The sequence below is a fragment of the Sphingopyxis bauzanensis genome, from assembly GCF_002205675.1.
Classification (GTDB): domain Bacteria; phylum Pseudomonadota; class Alphaproteobacteria; order Sphingomonadales; family Sphingomonadaceae; genus Sphingopyxis; species Sphingopyxis bauzanensis.
Genome location: NZ_NISK01000010.1, coordinates 1 through 15,560, shown reverse-complemented (window position 1 = coordinate 15,560; position 15,560 = coordinate 1). Strand labels below are relative to the sequence as shown.

The window sequence follows — 15,560 nt, the reverse complement described above, 5'->3', positions numbered from 1 at the left end:
GTTCGGCAAGCTAAAACAGCAACGACGCATTGCAACACGCTATGACAAAACCCTGCTCTCGTTCGAGAGCTTCCTCAACCTCGCCGCCATGCGACTATGGCTGAAATCTTTTGTCAACACGACCTAGTGGTGTGACAACACCTCCACTATGGCACATCGATGCCGCCGGGGGGCGTCCACCCCATCACTCAACTTAATTTCGGATCAGGCTCTCATCTTGCTCTCGGTACGCAGAGCTGCTAAAACAAAACTTCCCTTAGGCTGTTATAAAGGGCTGAAAAATAGAAGTTTTGAACTCTGTGGAGCTGGTTCAGTTCTGTCCAGCGGTATGCCTAACGCTTGGATGGCGGACAACCTATGATGAACCTAAATCGCCATTATGTTTTAATCGAAGAGTATAAGAGCATACAAGAAGCATTCGACGCTGCAGCGTCGCTTGGTGTGGAATTGCATCTTCGTCCAGGAGAAACCTATCGTTGGCCGACTGTGGGGGTGACGGTTAACGGGAAAGTCAGGGTTGTTGCGAGGGGTGCCCGAATTGAAGTTTCTTCAGCAAGTACGGCATTGACCTTTGTCGCTGGGGCTTCCGGGAGTGAGATCGAGGGGGGGGAATGGATATTTACAGGTCGTAGGGCCACGGATCGCGTGGCTGGCGCGAATGCGATCTTAGTAACGGGTACGCGTAACGGAGCGCGTACAGCTCCAACGTTCGTTGAGAATATTCGAATCCGAAATTCAGTTTTCGCCTACTTTGGAGGCATCGCAATAGAGTTTCGCTACGCTCGCAATTGCGGAGACGAATATGTCAAAGTACTGAATTGCGGTTTTGCGGGGATTTTTTGTTATTCAGTTGATACATACCGATCGGATAGCCTGCTTGTAGATGGATTGACCGGGCAGTTGGACGCGGAAAATTCGGCAGCAAGCGAACTCAATGCATACGGTTTCACTGCGACAGCTCAGACCGGCGGAATGCCCGATCGTGTTCGCGACCCTTATAGTCGTGATATTGTCGTGGCTCGCGCCACGATCATTAATGTTCCGACATGGCATGCGATCGACAGCCACGGCTCGGAAGGCATGATCATTACGGATGCAACAATTCGTAACTGCCGACGCGGTATCGTCTTCACAGGTTTGACCGATCGCGGAACATCGAACAGTAAAGCTGTCAGGTGTTACGCGACCAATAGTTTTTCGGCTACCGCTACGAACGCCAACGGAACATCAAAGAAGGGCGAGGCCTTTTGGGACGTCGGTCCGAGCCCTGCGCATCGCAACGGATATAACCGATTCGAACGCTGTTCGTGTTTCGGCCACGGCAATCCAAGCTCTGACGATGGGGCAATCCGGGTCGAGAACGTCGATAATGGGTACTATAATATCGAAGACATTCAAAGTCAGCGCGTGGGCTGGCGGTTCGGAAGCAATGTCTTTCGGGCTACGATCGATGCACATTCTGTTAACACGCGCCATGAGAGCGTTGACCCATCGGTGGCGCGGGTGGAGGGGAGCAGTATTGATCTCAGAATTGTGCGTTGGACCGCCGGCGCGCGCGACTTTTCTGTGGATACAAAGGTGATGGTCAACGGGCTTGTTATCGGGCGAGATAATACTGATGTTTCAATTTATTTTGGAAAATTTAACCTTGATTCTTGTGTAAGTGGATCTGTTATTTCTACACGAGGTAACTTAATATCGGCGAGACTGTATGGAAATTATGGCCGCGATAAGTTGGAATAATTGATAGAGATGAGGTAATTTTCGTTTTCGGCAGCAATCAGCCGGTGACCGACTTAGTGGTCGCTAGACGAAACGAAGTAAACTCGCTTTCATGAAATTAAGGCTCGGTATCGATTGTATGGATTTTGCGTTTGATAACAGTTTTCACGACGCGATGGAGGGTTTCTATGCCCCGGCCGAGGCGACTAAGCATTCGGCGCCTGAACTACTGGCTTTCAACCGTAGGCTGGCAACGCGGTTGGGGATCAAGGTAACCGACGACTGCGACGCGGAGCTAGCGCTGGTCTTTTCGGGGAAGAAGTTTCTCGACGGGGCAAATCTGCTCGCCTTCGCCTACGCCGGGCACCAGTTCGGGCATTTTTCGCCGCAGCTCGGTGACGGCCGCGCGCTCTTGCTCGGTGAAATCCTTGCCCCTGACGGCGCACGCTTCGACATCCAGCTCAAAGGATCCGGCCCAACGGCTTTCTCACGCAACGGCGATGGCAAGGCTGCCATCGGCCCGGTGTTGCGCGAATATCTTGTGTCAGAAGCGATGGCGGCGATGGGCGTGCCGACGACACGGTCGCTGGCGGCGGTGGCTACCGGCGACCGGGTGCAGCGCGAGCGGTCGCATCCTGGTGCCGTGCTGACGCGCGTTGCAAGCAGTCATATCCGGGTTGGAACTTTTCAATTTTTTGCCGCGCATTTTGGCGCCGACCACGTCATCCAGCTGTCCGATTACACCATCCGTCGCCATTTTCCCGAGCTCGTTGAGGCCGCCAATCCGCACCTTGCGCTGCTCGATCGCGTCATCGGCCTGCAATGCGAACTCGTCGCGCGTTGGATGGGCGTGGGTTTCATTCATGGTGTGATGAACACCGATAATGTCGCTGTCAGCGGCGAGACCCTCGATTACGGTCCCTGCGCCTTCATGGATCGCTTTGCCGTGAACACGGTGTTCAGTTCGATCGATACCAATGGGCGCTACGCCTACGGCCGTCAGCCGCAAATCACGCACTGGAACATGGCGCGCTTTGCCGAGGCCATGTTGCCCGCGATTCATGCCGTCGATCCTGCTGACGTGGACGCGGCCAAGGCGTTGGTTGACGCGATCCCGGCCCGGTTTCGGGCGATATGGCTTGATGAAATGCGCGCGAAACTTGGGTTGGGGCAGCCGCACAAGGCTGATGAGCAGCTGATCGACGCGCTGTTCGGCGAGCTCGAGCAGCATGGTGTCGATTTCACGTCCTTCTTTCGCGCGCTGGCGCAGTTGCTGCGCGGGGACGGCGATATGTTGCAATCGCTTTTGCCCGATGCGGAGGCGATGGCGCCGTGGATTGCCGACTGGTGGGCGCAACTCGAACGCGAAGCGATCGCGCCGCTCGAACGCGCCGATGCCATGGACGCGGTGAATCCGCTCTATATTCCGCGCAATCATCTCGTCGAGGCGGCGCTGGTTTCGGCGGAGGCTGGGGACATGGCGCCCTGGACCGAACTTCTGGAAGTCGTGCAAAATCCATATATCGAACGCGCCGAGTGCGCTGCTTTCGCGCAGCCGGCGCCAATCGACGCCGATCCTTACAAAACCTTTTGCGGTACCTGATCGCGGCTTTGTCGCCGCGGCACATACAGCGTCGCGGTTGAGCCATTTCGCCCCGGCTGTTAGAGGGCGGCAACCATCACAGGAGAATAGCACCAGTGCCGAACGATCCGGTCAAAATCACAATCGTCGGCACCGGCTACGTCGGTATCTCGAACGCTGTGCTGCTGGCACAGCATAATCGGGTCGTCGCGCTCGATATCGACAGCCGCAAGATCGATGAAATCAACGCGCGCCGCTCCCCGATCGCTGATCCGGAGATCGAGGAGTATCTGGCGAACCGCAAACTCGATCTGACGGCAACCATCGACAAGCAAGCTGCTTATGAGGGCGCCGATTTTGTCGTCGTCGCGACGCCGACCGATTATGATCCCGACACTAATTATTTCAACACCGGCTCGGTCGAATCGGTGATTGGCGATGCGTTGACGATGGCGCCCAATGCAGTGATCGTGGTCAAATCGACCGTGCCGGTCGGCTTCACCGATCGGATGCGCGCCAAGCACGACACGAACGCGATCGTCTTTTCTCCCGAATTCCTCCGCGAAGGGCGCGCGCTGTTCGACAATCTCCATCCGTCGCGGATCATTGTCGGCAACACGCACCCGCGCGCGGCGCACTTTGCACAGTTGTTGCTCGCAGCATCGCTCAAATCCGAAACGGCCGTATTGCACACGGGCAATACCGAGGCCGAGGCGATCAAGCTGTTCGCCAATACCTATCTTGCGATGCGCGTCGCGTTCTTCAACGAGCTCGATACGTACGCTGCGATGCACGGCGCCGATTCGCGCCAGATCATCGAGGGCGTGTGCCTCGACCCTCGGATCGGCAGCTTCTATAACAACCCGTCCTTTGGCTATGGCGGCTATTGCCTGCCCAAGGACACCAAACAGATGCTGGCCAATTACAGCGAAGTGCCGCAGAATTTGATCCAGGCGATCGTGTCGTCGAACACGACGCGCAAGGATTTCGTCGCTTCCGAGGTGCTGAAGCGCAGCCCCCGCGTCGTTGGCATTCACCGGCTGGCGATGAAGGCGGGATCGGACAATTTCCGCGCCAGCAGCATCCTGGGGGTGATGAAGCGGATTAAGGCCAAGGGGGTCGAGGTGATCGTCTATGAGCCGTTGATCGACGACGAACGGCTGTTCAACTCGCGGGTGGTGCGCGATCTTGCCGCGTTCAAGGCCGAGGCCGATGTCATCATCGCCAACCGCGTGACCGACGAATTGGCCGATGTCGAAGGCAAGGTTTACAGCCGCGATCTGTTCGGCGTCGATAGCTGACGCGCGGAACCCGATCACCCCAGACTCGTTGATCGCGTGCAGCCGATCCGGCTGACAGGGGATTTGCGACGAAATGAGCCGGATTCGGGACTTGGGCAGCATAGAAACGGGTTGCGCCGCCGCTGTGCGCCAGCCAGTGATGCCCTATCGACGGCTGATAGATGCAAAACCCTGAAACTTCCCGTGATTATCACCTGATGCGACTGGCGCGGACGCGGCCCTTGTTGATCGCGTCGGCGTCGGCTTGCTGTCTGGCCTGGTCGACCGCGGCGATTGGCCAGCCGGTCGAACCGCCGCAGGTTGTGCCGACGGTCGAACCGGCTTCCGAAGCGGCCATTGCTGCCCCGACCCCACCGCCGCCCGATGTTTCGTTCCCCGAAGTCGCGCCGATCATCAGCGACGAGGAGTTCGAGCAGGCGATCCCGCAGATATTTGCGGAGGATGATCCCGAGCTCAACCGACCGCTCGAATCGATCGCCGACTTTGAAAAGCGCCAGGCCGCCGATGCGGCAGCGGATGCCCCGACGCCCACTGTGGAGGGCGTGCCGGTCCCGGCGCTGGCCGACGGCGATGCGTGGGAGGTGATCGGCGATGCACCGATCACCGACAGCCAACTCGCGGCGCCGCTGCCGCCGCTCGAAAATTTCGATGTCGAACCGGTCGAATTTGCCGAGGCCGAGGACGACCGCGAGAATGTCGGTGTCACCTATACCGTGCAGGTCAACGGCCTGGCAGCTGCAGACGACAGCACGGATGTCGATCTGGCCGACCTGTTTGGTGACCTGTCGGCGCTATACGACGGCGATGGCAAGGCCGACAATGCGGCGATGTTGCGCGCGCGTTTGAGCGCCGACGGCGAGTTGATGCAGCGCATTCTGGCGTCGGAAGGCTATTATGATGCGGTGGTCGATACCCGGATCGATCGCGGCGAACGCGAAGAAGTCCAGGCTGGCCAACCGCGTCAGCGCCGCGCCATCACGGCGGTCATCGATGTGAAGCCGGGGACGCAATATAAGCTGGCCGAGATCATCCTTGAAGCCGATCCGACCGTGCCGCCGAACCTGATCGCCGACAATTTTCCGCTCAGCGTCGGTGAACCGATCGTCGCGCAGCGTGTCCAGGGCGCCGAGGCAGCTATCGCGCTCAAATTGCCCGAAGAGGGCTATCCCTTTGCCGAGGTGGGACAGCGCGACATCCTGCTCGATGGGGCGACTGGCGACGGCGTGTACACGCTGCCCGTCGAAATCGGCAAAAGATCGCGCTTCGGCGGCATCGATACGACCGGGGATCTGGCGTTCGACGCTGAGCATGTCGAAGTGCTCGCGCGCTTCAAGCGCGGCGACCTTTACGACAGCCGCAAGGTCGATGATCTGCGGCAGGCACTGGTTGCCACTGGCCTGTTTGCCACCGTCGCGGCCGAGCCGCAGCCTACCGGCGAAAGCGCGGGCGACGATACCGAATATGTGACGATGCTGGTGACCCAGCAGGCGGGGCCGCCGCGCACCTTGGCCGCCAGCGCCGGTTACGGCACCGGCGAAGGACTGCGCGTCGAGGGTAGCTGGACGCATCGCAACCTGTTGCCGCCCGAGGGAGCGCTGATCTTTCGCGGCGTGGTGGGGACGCAGGAGCAGGGGATCGGCGCCACGCTGCGCCGTTCAAACGCCGGACGCCGCGATCGCACCGTCGAGCTCGTCGCCGAAGCGAAGCGAAGCGATTATAATGCGTTCAATGCGATCACGGGGCGCATCGCAGCGCGCGTCAGCTATGATTCGACGCCGATATGGCAAAAGAGGTTCACTTACGCCTTCGGCGCCGAGCTGATTGCGACGAGCGAGGATGATTATGACTTCGCGCGCGCGGAGCGGAGCCGCGATTTTTATACGATCTTCGGGTTGACGGGGCAGATCGGGATGGACCGCACCGACAGCCTGCTCGATCCCACCAAGGGCTTTAGGGTGACCGCGCTCATCCAGCCGGAAGGATCACTCGCCGGGCGATTTTCGCCCTACGCCCGCGCCCGCCTCGACGTCAGCGGATATTATCCGGTCACCGACAACATCGTGCTGGCCGGGCGCGTGCGCGCCGGGTCGATCCTGGGCGCGGCGCGCGAACGGTTGGCGCCATCGCGGCGTTTCTATGCGGGCGGCGGCGGGTCGGTTCGCGGCTTTGGCTATCAGGAGCTTGGTCCCAAAGACCCCAATCTTGACCCGATCGGCGGTCGCAGCGTTGCCGAGGCGGCGTTTGAGGGGCGCTATCGTTTCGGCAATTTCGGCGTCGTCGGCTTTGTCGATGCGGGGCAGGTCTATCGTGGTTCGACGCCGACGTTTTCGGACTTGCGCTTTGGCGCTGGCATCGGCGCTCGCTACTACACCAACTTTGGCCCCATGCGTCTGGACGTCGCGACGCCGATTGGCCGCAAGCCGGGTGAAGCGCTGGTCAGTGTCTATGTTTCGATCGGGCAGGCGTTCTGATGGCTGATGACGCGCCCGTGGCGGTCGATGCCGCGGTGCGTGCAAAGGCGCGCAATTGGCCCATGACGATCCTGCGCTGGATTGGCCTGTCGCTGCTGGGGCTGGTCCTGTTATTCGCGCTGTTCCTGATCGGGCTCAACAGCGATGCCGGGCGGCGCTTCGTTGTTACCCAAGTCGAGAAATATGAATTCGAAAACGGGATGAAGATTGGCATCGGGCGGCTCGATGGGTCGCTTTATGGCCAGATGGTCATCCGCAACTTCACGCTGTCCGATCCTAAGGGTGTGTTCCTGGAGTCGCCCGAGGTCAGGGTCGATTGGCGGCCGATCCGCTATTTCGCCAACCATGTTGACGTCCGTTCGGCGACCGCCGCGACGATGACGATGCGCAAGATGCCCGCGTTCAAGGTCGTGCCCGATACGGGCGAGCCGCTGCTGCCCGATCTCGATATCGACATCGGCGCGCTGCGCGTTGATCGTTTCATTTTTGACCCCGCCGTCGCCGGTGAGCGGCAGGTAGCCCGGTTGGCGGGAAAGATCGCTATCGCCGATCGGCGCGCCCAGATCATGGCGAATGCCGCAACGATCGGCGCCAATGCCAAGGGCGATACGCTGGCGCTGCTGCTCGACGCCGTACCCGAAGCGAACCGGTTTGACGTCACCATGAACGTGACAGCGCCGCAGGGCGGGGTGATCGCGGCAATGGGCGGGTTCAAAGAGCCGTTGACCGCCAAGCTGGCGGGACGTGGTGACTGGAAGGTCTGGAACGGCAATCTGACTGCCGATCTTGGTACCGCGCCTCTCGCACGACTGGCGCTGACGGGCCGTAACGGTAGCTTTGCGGTCAAAGGGAGCGCGCAGGCGTCGCGGCTGTTCACGGGGGCGACGGCGGCGCTGCTGGGGCCGCAAACCGCGGTCGACCTGACCGCGCGCCTGGACGAACGCAAGGCAGATCTCGATGGTCGCTTCTCGTCCGAAGCCTTCCGCCTGGGGGTGAGCGGCGGGCTCGATCTGGGCAATAGCCGGTATGAAGCCTTGCAGCTGGCATTCGTTCTGCTCCGCCCCGGTGCCATTGCGCCTTCGGTTCGCGCCGATGGCGTGCGGGCGACGGCGACGCTGGACGGGGCGTTCGACCTGCCGACGATCGCGTATCAGGCGAATGCGAATGCGCTCGCGGTCAACGACATTATCATCGACACGTTGACCCTGTCAGGCAAGGCGCGTGTCGATTCCGATCAGGTCATCATTCCGGTTGCGGGCCGAGCGGCGCGGATCCGCGGCCTCGACGCGGTCGCGGGCGGGACGCTGGTGCAGGTGCGGCTCGACGGCGATCTCGCCTACAGCAATGGCCGCATCCTCAGCGACAATCTGCGCCTGCGCTCGCCGCGCATCGATGCCAAGGCGATCGTCATCGCCGACCTGAACCGTGGTTTTTATACCGGGGCGATCGACGGGCGGATCGACGATTACCGCATCGAAAGCGTCGGCATTTTCGACATCGATACCGATGCCGATCTGGAAACTGCGCCAAACGGCGGTTTTGCGATCGCCGGGCGCGTTCGCGCGCGATCGACGCAATTGTTCAATTCGGGGGTGCGCGACCTGCTCGGCGGCAATGCGGTCGCCACCAGTGACGTTCGCTATGGCACCGATGGGATCGTCCGCTTCGCCAATCTGCGGATGACCTCCCCGTTGCTGCGGATCGTCAGCGGGCAGGGGAGCTATGCACCGAACGGACAGGTGCGACTGAACGCGCGTGCCAATTCCACCGACTACGGCCCGCTTGGCGTCCAGCTGGCGGGAACAATCAGCGATCCGCGCGCAACGCTGACCGCCGAACGTCCCGGGCTTGGTATCGGCCTCGCCAATCTGGTCGCAGAAATAAATGGGGCGCCGAATGGCTATCGCCTCGCCGCAACGGGCGACACCGATTACGGACCGCTGTCCGCCGACGTCGTGCTGTTGACCGCAACCGGTCCGCTGACGATCGACATCGCGCGCGGCGATCTGTCGGGTATCGGCTTTAACGGGCGATTGGTGCAAAGCAGCGCGGGGCCGTTCGTCGGCGAGCTCAATGCATCAGGGCAGGGGCTGGGCGGTCTCGTCCGGTTGAGCGCCGCCGGCCAATATCAGGCAGCGGCGATCAATGTGCGCGCCAACGACGTCGTGCTGCCCGGACCCGCCAAGCTGGCGGTCGGATCGGCGATCGTCGATGCCGACGTCACCCTGTACGACACTCCGCATGTCGTCGCTGACATCCAGATCGCGCAGACCCGCATCCGCGAATATGACATCGCGGTCGGGCGGGTGAAGATCGATTATCGCGACGGACGCGGCAAGGCGCAGGCGCTGGTCGAAGGGACCAGCGGGGTGCCGTTCCGTATCGCCGCCAATGCCGATCTGACTCCCGAACTGTGGCGCGCGTCGGTGCAGGGGCGCGCGACGGGGATCAACTTTCGTACCACCTCGCCCGCGCGGATCATCCCCGGCGCGGATAGCTATGAACTGCTGCCGACGACGGTCAATCTGGGCCGCGGCAGCAGCGCGCGGGTTGCGGGGCGGTTCGGCGACGGCATCATGATCCAGAGCCGACTGGAACGCGTCAACATGGCGATCCTCAACGCCGTCTATCCCGACATGGGGCTCGGCGGGCGCGCGACTGGCAGCCTTGATTTCGAGCAGGCAAGCTCGGAGAGCTTTCCGCGCGCCGATGCGCGGCTGACGATCACCGGCTTTACCCGCACAACCGCGGCGTCGGTCAGCCAGCCGGTCGATGTCAATTTTGCGGGCAAGCTGCTCAGGGACGGCGGCGAAGCGCGCGCGGTGATGCGCAAGCGTGGCAGCGTGATCGGGCGGATGCAGGCGTCGCTACGCCCGCTCGGGCCGGGAGCCGGCGACTGGCTAACCCGGCTGCGCGCGGCGCCGCTGGGCGGAGGAATTCGCTATAACGGTCCGGCCGACACGCTCTATTCCTTTGCCGGTCCCGCCGACCAGGGCGTGTCGGGACCGATCGCGGTTGCCGCTGATTTCAGCTGCAGCGTCGCCGATCCGTGCCTGGCGGGCGTCGTGCGCGGCAAGGACATGGTCTACGAAAACCAGACCTATGGCACGCGGCTGACCAACATGGTCGTGGCGGGTCGCTTTACCGGCAACCGGCTGGAAATCGACCAGCTGACCGCGACTGCGGGCGAGGGCAAGGTCGAAGCGAAGGGCTATATCAGCTTGGCGCAGGCCGACGGTTATCCGATGAACATCGCGATGACGCTCGACAATGCGCGGCTTGCGCGCAGCGAGAATATTGCGGCGCGCGCGACGGGCAATCTGCTGCTCGAAAAGGTCGCGGGGCAGGCGGCGCTGCTGTCGGGCAGCCTGCGCCTCCCCGAAACGCGCTATCGCATCGTGCGCGAAGGCGCGGCGCAGGTGCCGGTGCTGACCGGTATCAGGCGCAAGCCCGCGGCGGGGCGGCCGCGGATCAGCGGCGACGGACTGGCTGCGGTCGGTGGCAGCCTGTTTGACCTCATCCGCCTCGATATCGCGCTCAAGGCGGCGGATGAAATCTACGTCAGCGGCATGGGGCTCGAATCCGAATGGATGGCCGACATCGTCCTGCGCGGGACAACGCTGGCGCCGCGCGTGACCGGTGAAATCGAGCTGGTGCGCGGGACGCTGGGATTTGCCGGACGGTCGTTCGAATTGCAGGAGGGCCGTGTGACATTCCCGACCGGCGATGCATACGACCCTGCGATCCGCTTGCTGGCGAGCGACACGATCGAGACCGTGACGGTGAGCGTCGCCGTGTCCGGCCGCGCCAGCAACCCGCAGATTGCCTTCTCCAGCGTCCCGGGCCTGCCGCAGGATGAGATCGTCTCGCGCATCCTGTTCGGCGATTCGATCACGAGCTTGTCGCCGCTGCAGGCTGTCCAGCTGGCCTCGTCACTAAATACGCTGAGCAGCGGGGGCGGGGGATTGAGCCCGCTCGGCGCGCTGCAGTCGGCGACCGGGATCGACCGGCTGCGCGTGCTCGGTCCTGACGACACCGTCGGCCGCGGCACCGCGCTCGCCGCGGGGCAATATATCACCAAGGATATTTATCTGGAGGTCATCACCGACGCGCGAGGTTACACCGCAACGCAGCTCGAGATCAGCCTGACCCGGGCGCTGTCGCTGCTCAGTCAGGCCGGGGGCTCGGGTCAGTCGAACCTCAGCATCCGCTACCGCAAGGATTATTGATGCGCGGCGCGGTGATCCTGCTGCCGTTGCTGCTGCTGGCGGGGTGCAAGGACGAGCCCGATTTCGAGGCGCGTTACGACAAGGCGGCCGAAGAAATCGCGGCCCGCGCCAAGGCGATGGACGTCGATATCACCGAATCGGAAGAAGCCGCCGCGGCGGCATCGAGGGACTTGCCTCGCGCCGACAAGCGGGCTAACCCGCCCGCGTCATCTGGGGAGTAGCCAGCCGTCCAATTGGACGGGCCACCGTGTCAACATACTCGGCCGAGAGGTCGTGGTGCGGTGGAAGCGGGAGACCGCTTGGGCGAGACCAATGGCATCGCATCCTTCGTCCGGGCCGGGCGGCGGGTGTCGATGTCCGTTGGAATCGCAGCGCCGCCCGGCCCCGGAGTTTTTTGATGGAAGCCCTGCTCACCTCGACCGCGGTCGTCGCGCTCGCCGAAATCGGCGACAAGACGCAGCTGCTCGCGATCCTCCTGGCAACGCGGTTCAACCGGCCGCTGCCGATCATCCTCGGCATCTTGGTCGCGACGCTGGCCAATCATGCCCTCGCAGCGCTGCTGGGGGCGTCAGCGGCGAGTTTCCTTGACAGCGCAATCTTCCGCTATGCTGTCGGCCTGTCATTCATCGCGATGGCGGCGTGGACGCTGGTCCCGGACAAGTTCGACGACGAGGATTCCCCCAAGCCGCGCTTCGGCGCATTCCTCACGACCCTCGTCGCATTCTTCCTCGTCGAAATGGGCGATAAGACGCAAATCGCGACGATTGCGCTCGGCGCGCAATATCATGACGTCGTGGCGGTAACTGCTGGAACGACGCTCGGCATGATGATTGCCAACGTCCCGGCGATCTTCCTGGGGCATGAACTGCTCAAGCGCGTTGATCTGGCAAAGGTGCGGATGATCGCGGCAGGGCTATTCCTGGCGATCGGCCTGTGGGTGCTCGCCCAGACGGCGGGCTGGTTCGGCTAACCCGAATTGCGCATCGCCAGCGTGCGCTCAAAACTCCAGCTGGATGCGCACATGGCGTCGAGGTCGCGCTGCGCGGTCCAGCCAAGCTCGCGCGCGGCGCGTTCAGGGCTCGCATAGCAACTGGCGACATCGCCGTCGCGGCGCGGCGCGATGCGGTAAGGGATACGGACGTCGTTCACACGCTCGAATGCCTCGACCATATCGAGCACCGAGTAGCCCTGTCCGGTGCCAAGGTTCCAGGTCGACAGCGCCGGTTCGGCCTTAGAGATCGTGTCGAGCGCCGCAACATGGCCGTCGGCGAGGTCGACGACATGGATATAATCGCGCACCCCGGTGCCATCGGGGGTGTCATAGTCGTTCCCGAATACGGAAAGTTCGCTTAGCCGTCCGGCGGCGACGCGGCTGATGAAGGGCATCAGGTTGTTGGGAACGCCGTTCGGATTCTCGCCAATCAACCCGCTGTCATGCGCGCCGACCGGGTTGAAATAGCGCAGGGTGGCGATCCGCCATTCGGGATCCGACGCTGCGATGTCGGACAGCATTTCCTCGATCATCAGCTTGGTGCGGCCATAGGGATTGGTCGCCGACGTCGGATGATTTTCGTCGAGCGGCAGATAGCGCGGCTGGCCATAGACCGTCGCGCTCGACGAAAAGACCAGCGTTTTGACGCCGCAATCGGTCATCGCCTGCACCAGCGACAGCGTGCCGCGGACATTATTGTCATAATATTTGATCGGCTCGGCGACCGATTCGCCAACGGCTTTGAGTCCGGCAAAATGGATGACGGCTTCTATGCCATGCTCGGTCAAGGCGCGGCTCAGCGCTGCGCCGTCACGGATGTCGCCGACAATGAGGGGGATGACCGTGCCGGTGATCGCCTCGAGCCGGTCGATCACGCCGGCGTCGCTATTGGCAAGGTTGTCGAAACAGACCACGTCGTGACCCGCCGCGACCAATGCCGCCGCGACATGGCTGCCTATATAGCCCGTGCCACCGGTCAATAGGGTCTTCATTGGATGTCTGCCTCCACGCGGGTATCGGTGCCGCCTCTTGACGCCGCACTCTACATCGAACCCCCTACCAAGATATTGTTCATTCGCCATCCGTCACGCGCGCCGCGTTGGCAAAATGCCAGAAGCGGGTAAGGGGGAGCGGACGGGCGAAGGAACGACGACATGACGGGCGACGCGCAGTGAAGATCCGCGAACTGATCGGCACCGCGGCGGTGCCGGGCGGCGGCGAACTTCGCCTGTTTCGGCGCGGCGACGAGTTTATCATCGCGCTTGGCGGCAACGAACTGATGAGCAGCCGGATGAGCGGCTCCGAAGAGGCGCTGGCGACGATGAGCTGCGATCGGCTGCGCGACAGGGACACGGCCAAGTTGCTGATTGGCGGCTATGGCATGGGGTTCACCTTGCGCGCGGCCTTGGCGAAGCTCGGACCACAGGCCCGGATCACCGTGGCCGAACTGGTCCCGGAAATCATCGAGTGGGCGCGCGGACCGATGGCCGAACTTGCGGCAGCCTGTCTTGATGACCCGCGGGTCGATGTCGTTGTCGCCGATGTCTCTGCGGCCATGGGCGCTGCAAGAGAAGCTTTCGACGCCATTTTGCTCGACGTCGACAATGGCCCCGATGGGTTGACGCGCCCCGCCAACGATCAGATTTACGGCTTGACCGGCCTTGCTTCGGCCAAGGCGGCGCTGAAGCCTGGCGGCGTGCTCGCGATATGGTCGGCGGCACCCGACGCCAATTTTACGCGCCGGTTGATCGCCGCGGGTTTTGCCGTCGAGGAAGTCAAGGTTCGCGCGCGCGCCAATGGCAAGGGTGGGCATCATCTGATCTGGTTCGCCAGGCGGCTCTGACGAAGCCATTCCGTCCGACCCATTGGGCGGTCATTTCGCTGATTATCCGGTGGCTGCCAGCCGCTGCGACCAGTCCTTGCGATACCAATCGACGAAGGCTGGAATACCGACCGCCAGCGGGGTGGTCGGCGCGAAGCCGAGGTCGCGGCTGATTTCGTCGATATCGGCAAAGGTCTGATACACGTCGCCATCCTGCATCGGCAGCAGGTTGATCTCGGCTTTGCGGTCGCAGGCGACTTCGATGGCGTGGATCAGGTCGGTCAGCCGTTCGGGGCGGTTGTTGCCGATGTTATACAGCCGGTGGGGGGTGGTGAAACCGCCAGGCTTTGGCTGGTTATCGTCTGCAGGGGGGCGGTCGAGAGCCAGCACCACGCCGTTGACGATATCATCGATAAAGGTGAAATCGCGCAGCATGTCGCCGTGATTGTAAACATCGATCGGACGGCCTTGCAGCACCGCCTCGGTGAACTTCCAGACCGCCATGTCAGGGCGACCCCACGGGCCATAAACAGTGAAAAAGCGCAGCCCGGTCTGCGGGATGCGGAACAGATGGGCATAGGTTTCGCTCATCAACTCATCGGCGCGTTTCGTCGCGGCGTAGAGCGAGATGGGCGTATCGGCCCTGTCGGTGACCCGAAATGGCGTATCGCTCCGCATGCCATAGACCGACGACGAAGACGCATAGACGAGGTGCGAAATTGTCCGATGGCGCGCCAGTTCGAGAATGTTCAGATGACCGGAGATGTTCGAGTGGATGTAGGCCGCCGGATTTTCGAGTGAATAACGTACACCCGGCTGCGCCCCCAAATGCACGATCCGATCGATCTTCACATCGGCCAGCGCCTGAGCGAGCGCATTCGCGTCACCGAAATCGACATCCTTGAACGCAAACTGGTCGCCATGGCGTGCGGCAAGATGCGCGACGCGGGCCCGTTTGAGCTCGAGCGAATAATAGGGGGTGAAGTTGTCGATGCCGATCACCCGCCCGCCGCGCGCGAGCAGCGCCGCCGCGACATGCATGCCGATAAAGCCTGCTGCACCGGTGATGAGTGTCGTCAAATTCCGTCCTCGTCGTGACCGCCGCTTCGGTCCATGGGCGTACATGCGCCGCCATTGCGGCCCTTATCAAGCCAATCGGTAAATTCACCGGTAACGAGCGTGACAATATTGCGGGGCCAGTCGCGCGGCGACTGCAGTTAGAATTCGCAGCTGCCTCCGCAAATGACGTGAAGGGGATGAGGCACCGCTGCACCGCTTCGGTGAAACACTTGGGATTCCCTGTTGTCAACACGGCCTAGGTCGTGTTGACAAAAGATTTCAGCCATAGTCGCATGGCGGCGAGGTTGAGGAAGCTCTCGAACGAGAGCAGGGTTTTGTCATAGCGTGTTGCAATGCGTCGTTGCTGTTTTAGCTTGCCGAAC

Annotated in this window: 10 protein-coding genes and 1 riboswitch; of the genes, 8 read left to right on the top strand and 2 right to left on the bottom strand. The window is 62.0% G+C overall.

Going from position 1 to position 15,560, the window contains the following annotated elements; translation table 11 throughout:
* Positions 1-357: 357 nt before the first annotated feature.
* The 7 genes from CDQ92_RS20995 to CDQ92_RS20370 all read left to right on the top strand — a co-directional run bounded on the left by CDQ92_RS20995 (position 358) and on the right by CDQ92_RS20370 (position 12,275).
* Positions 358-1,743, top strand: coding sequence for a hypothetical protein (locus CDQ92_RS20995; RefSeq protein WP_144035847.1), 1,386 nt, complete (start codon positions 358-360; stop codon positions 1,741-1,743).
* Between the two features lie 118 nt (positions 1,744-1,861).
* On the top strand, positions 1,862-3,325 hold the full coding sequence (locus CDQ92_RS20395) for a protein adenylyltransferase SelO (protein ID WP_088444109.1): 1,464 nt from the start codon (positions 1,862-1,864) through the stop codon (positions 3,323-3,325).
* Between the two features lie 95 nt (positions 3,326-3,420).
* Complete coding sequence (locus CDQ92_RS20390; RefSeq protein WP_088444108.1) at positions 3,421-4,605, top strand: nucleotide sugar dehydrogenase; 1,185 nt, start codon at positions 3,421-3,423, stop codon at positions 4,603-4,605.
* A 161-nt stretch (positions 4,606-4,766) separates the two neighbouring features.
* Entirely contained in the window at positions 4,767-7,076 is a 2,310-nt protein-coding gene (locus CDQ92_RS20385) for an autotransporter assembly complex protein TamA (RefSeq protein WP_229667657.1), read from the top strand.
* Positions 7,076-11,305 carry a translocation/assembly module TamB domain-containing protein gene (locus tag CDQ92_RS20380; RefSeq protein WP_088444106.1) on the top strand — a complete coding sequence of 1,410 codons (4,230 nt, stop codon included), beginning with the start codon at positions 7,076-7,078 and terminating at the stop codon, positions 11,303-11,305. The genes CDQ92_RS20385 and CDQ92_RS20380 overlap by 1 nt, the downstream gene beginning before the upstream one ends.
* Complete coding sequence (locus CDQ92_RS20375) at positions 11,305-11,526, top strand: hypothetical protein (protein WP_088444105.1); 222 nt, start codon at positions 11,305-11,307, stop codon at positions 11,524-11,526. The genes CDQ92_RS20380 and CDQ92_RS20375 overlap by 1 nt, the downstream gene beginning before the upstream one ends.
* Positions 11,498-11,684: riboswitch (yybP-ykoY riboswitch) on the top strand. Its footprint overlaps the gene before it by 29 nt.
* Before the next feature lie 18 nt (positions 11,685-11,702).
* A complete protein-coding gene (locus CDQ92_RS20370; protein ID WP_088444104.1) occupies positions 11,703-12,275 on the top strand; it encodes a TMEM165/GDT1 family protein in 573 nt (190 codons plus the stop codon).
* Here CDQ92_RS20370 and galE read toward each other — a convergent pair.
* Positions 12,272-13,288, bottom strand: coding sequence for a UDP-glucose 4-epimerase GalE (gene galE / locus CDQ92_RS20365; RefSeq protein ID WP_088444103.1), 1,017 nt, complete (start codon positions 13,286-13,288; stop codon positions 12,272-12,274). The two genes, CDQ92_RS20370 and galE, sit on opposite strands and share 4 nt — an antisense overlap.
* A 179-nt stretch (positions 13,289-13,467) precedes the next feature.
* Here galE and CDQ92_RS20360 point away from each other — a divergent pair, with 179 nt between their 5' ends.
* Complete coding sequence (locus CDQ92_RS20360) at positions 13,468-14,139, top strand: spermine/spermidine synthase domain-containing protein (protein ID WP_088444102.1); 672 nt, start codon at positions 13,468-13,470, stop codon at positions 14,137-14,139.
* A gap of 42 nt (positions 14,140-14,181) precedes the next feature.
* Here the strand turns inward: CDQ92_RS20360 and CDQ92_RS20355 are convergent, their stop codons facing one another.
* Complete coding sequence (locus tag CDQ92_RS20355) at positions 14,182-15,198, bottom strand: NAD-dependent epimerase/dehydratase family protein (protein ID WP_088444101.1); 1,017 nt, start codon at positions 15,196-15,198, stop codon at positions 14,182-14,184.
* Positions 15,199-15,560: the final 362 nt, after the last annotated feature.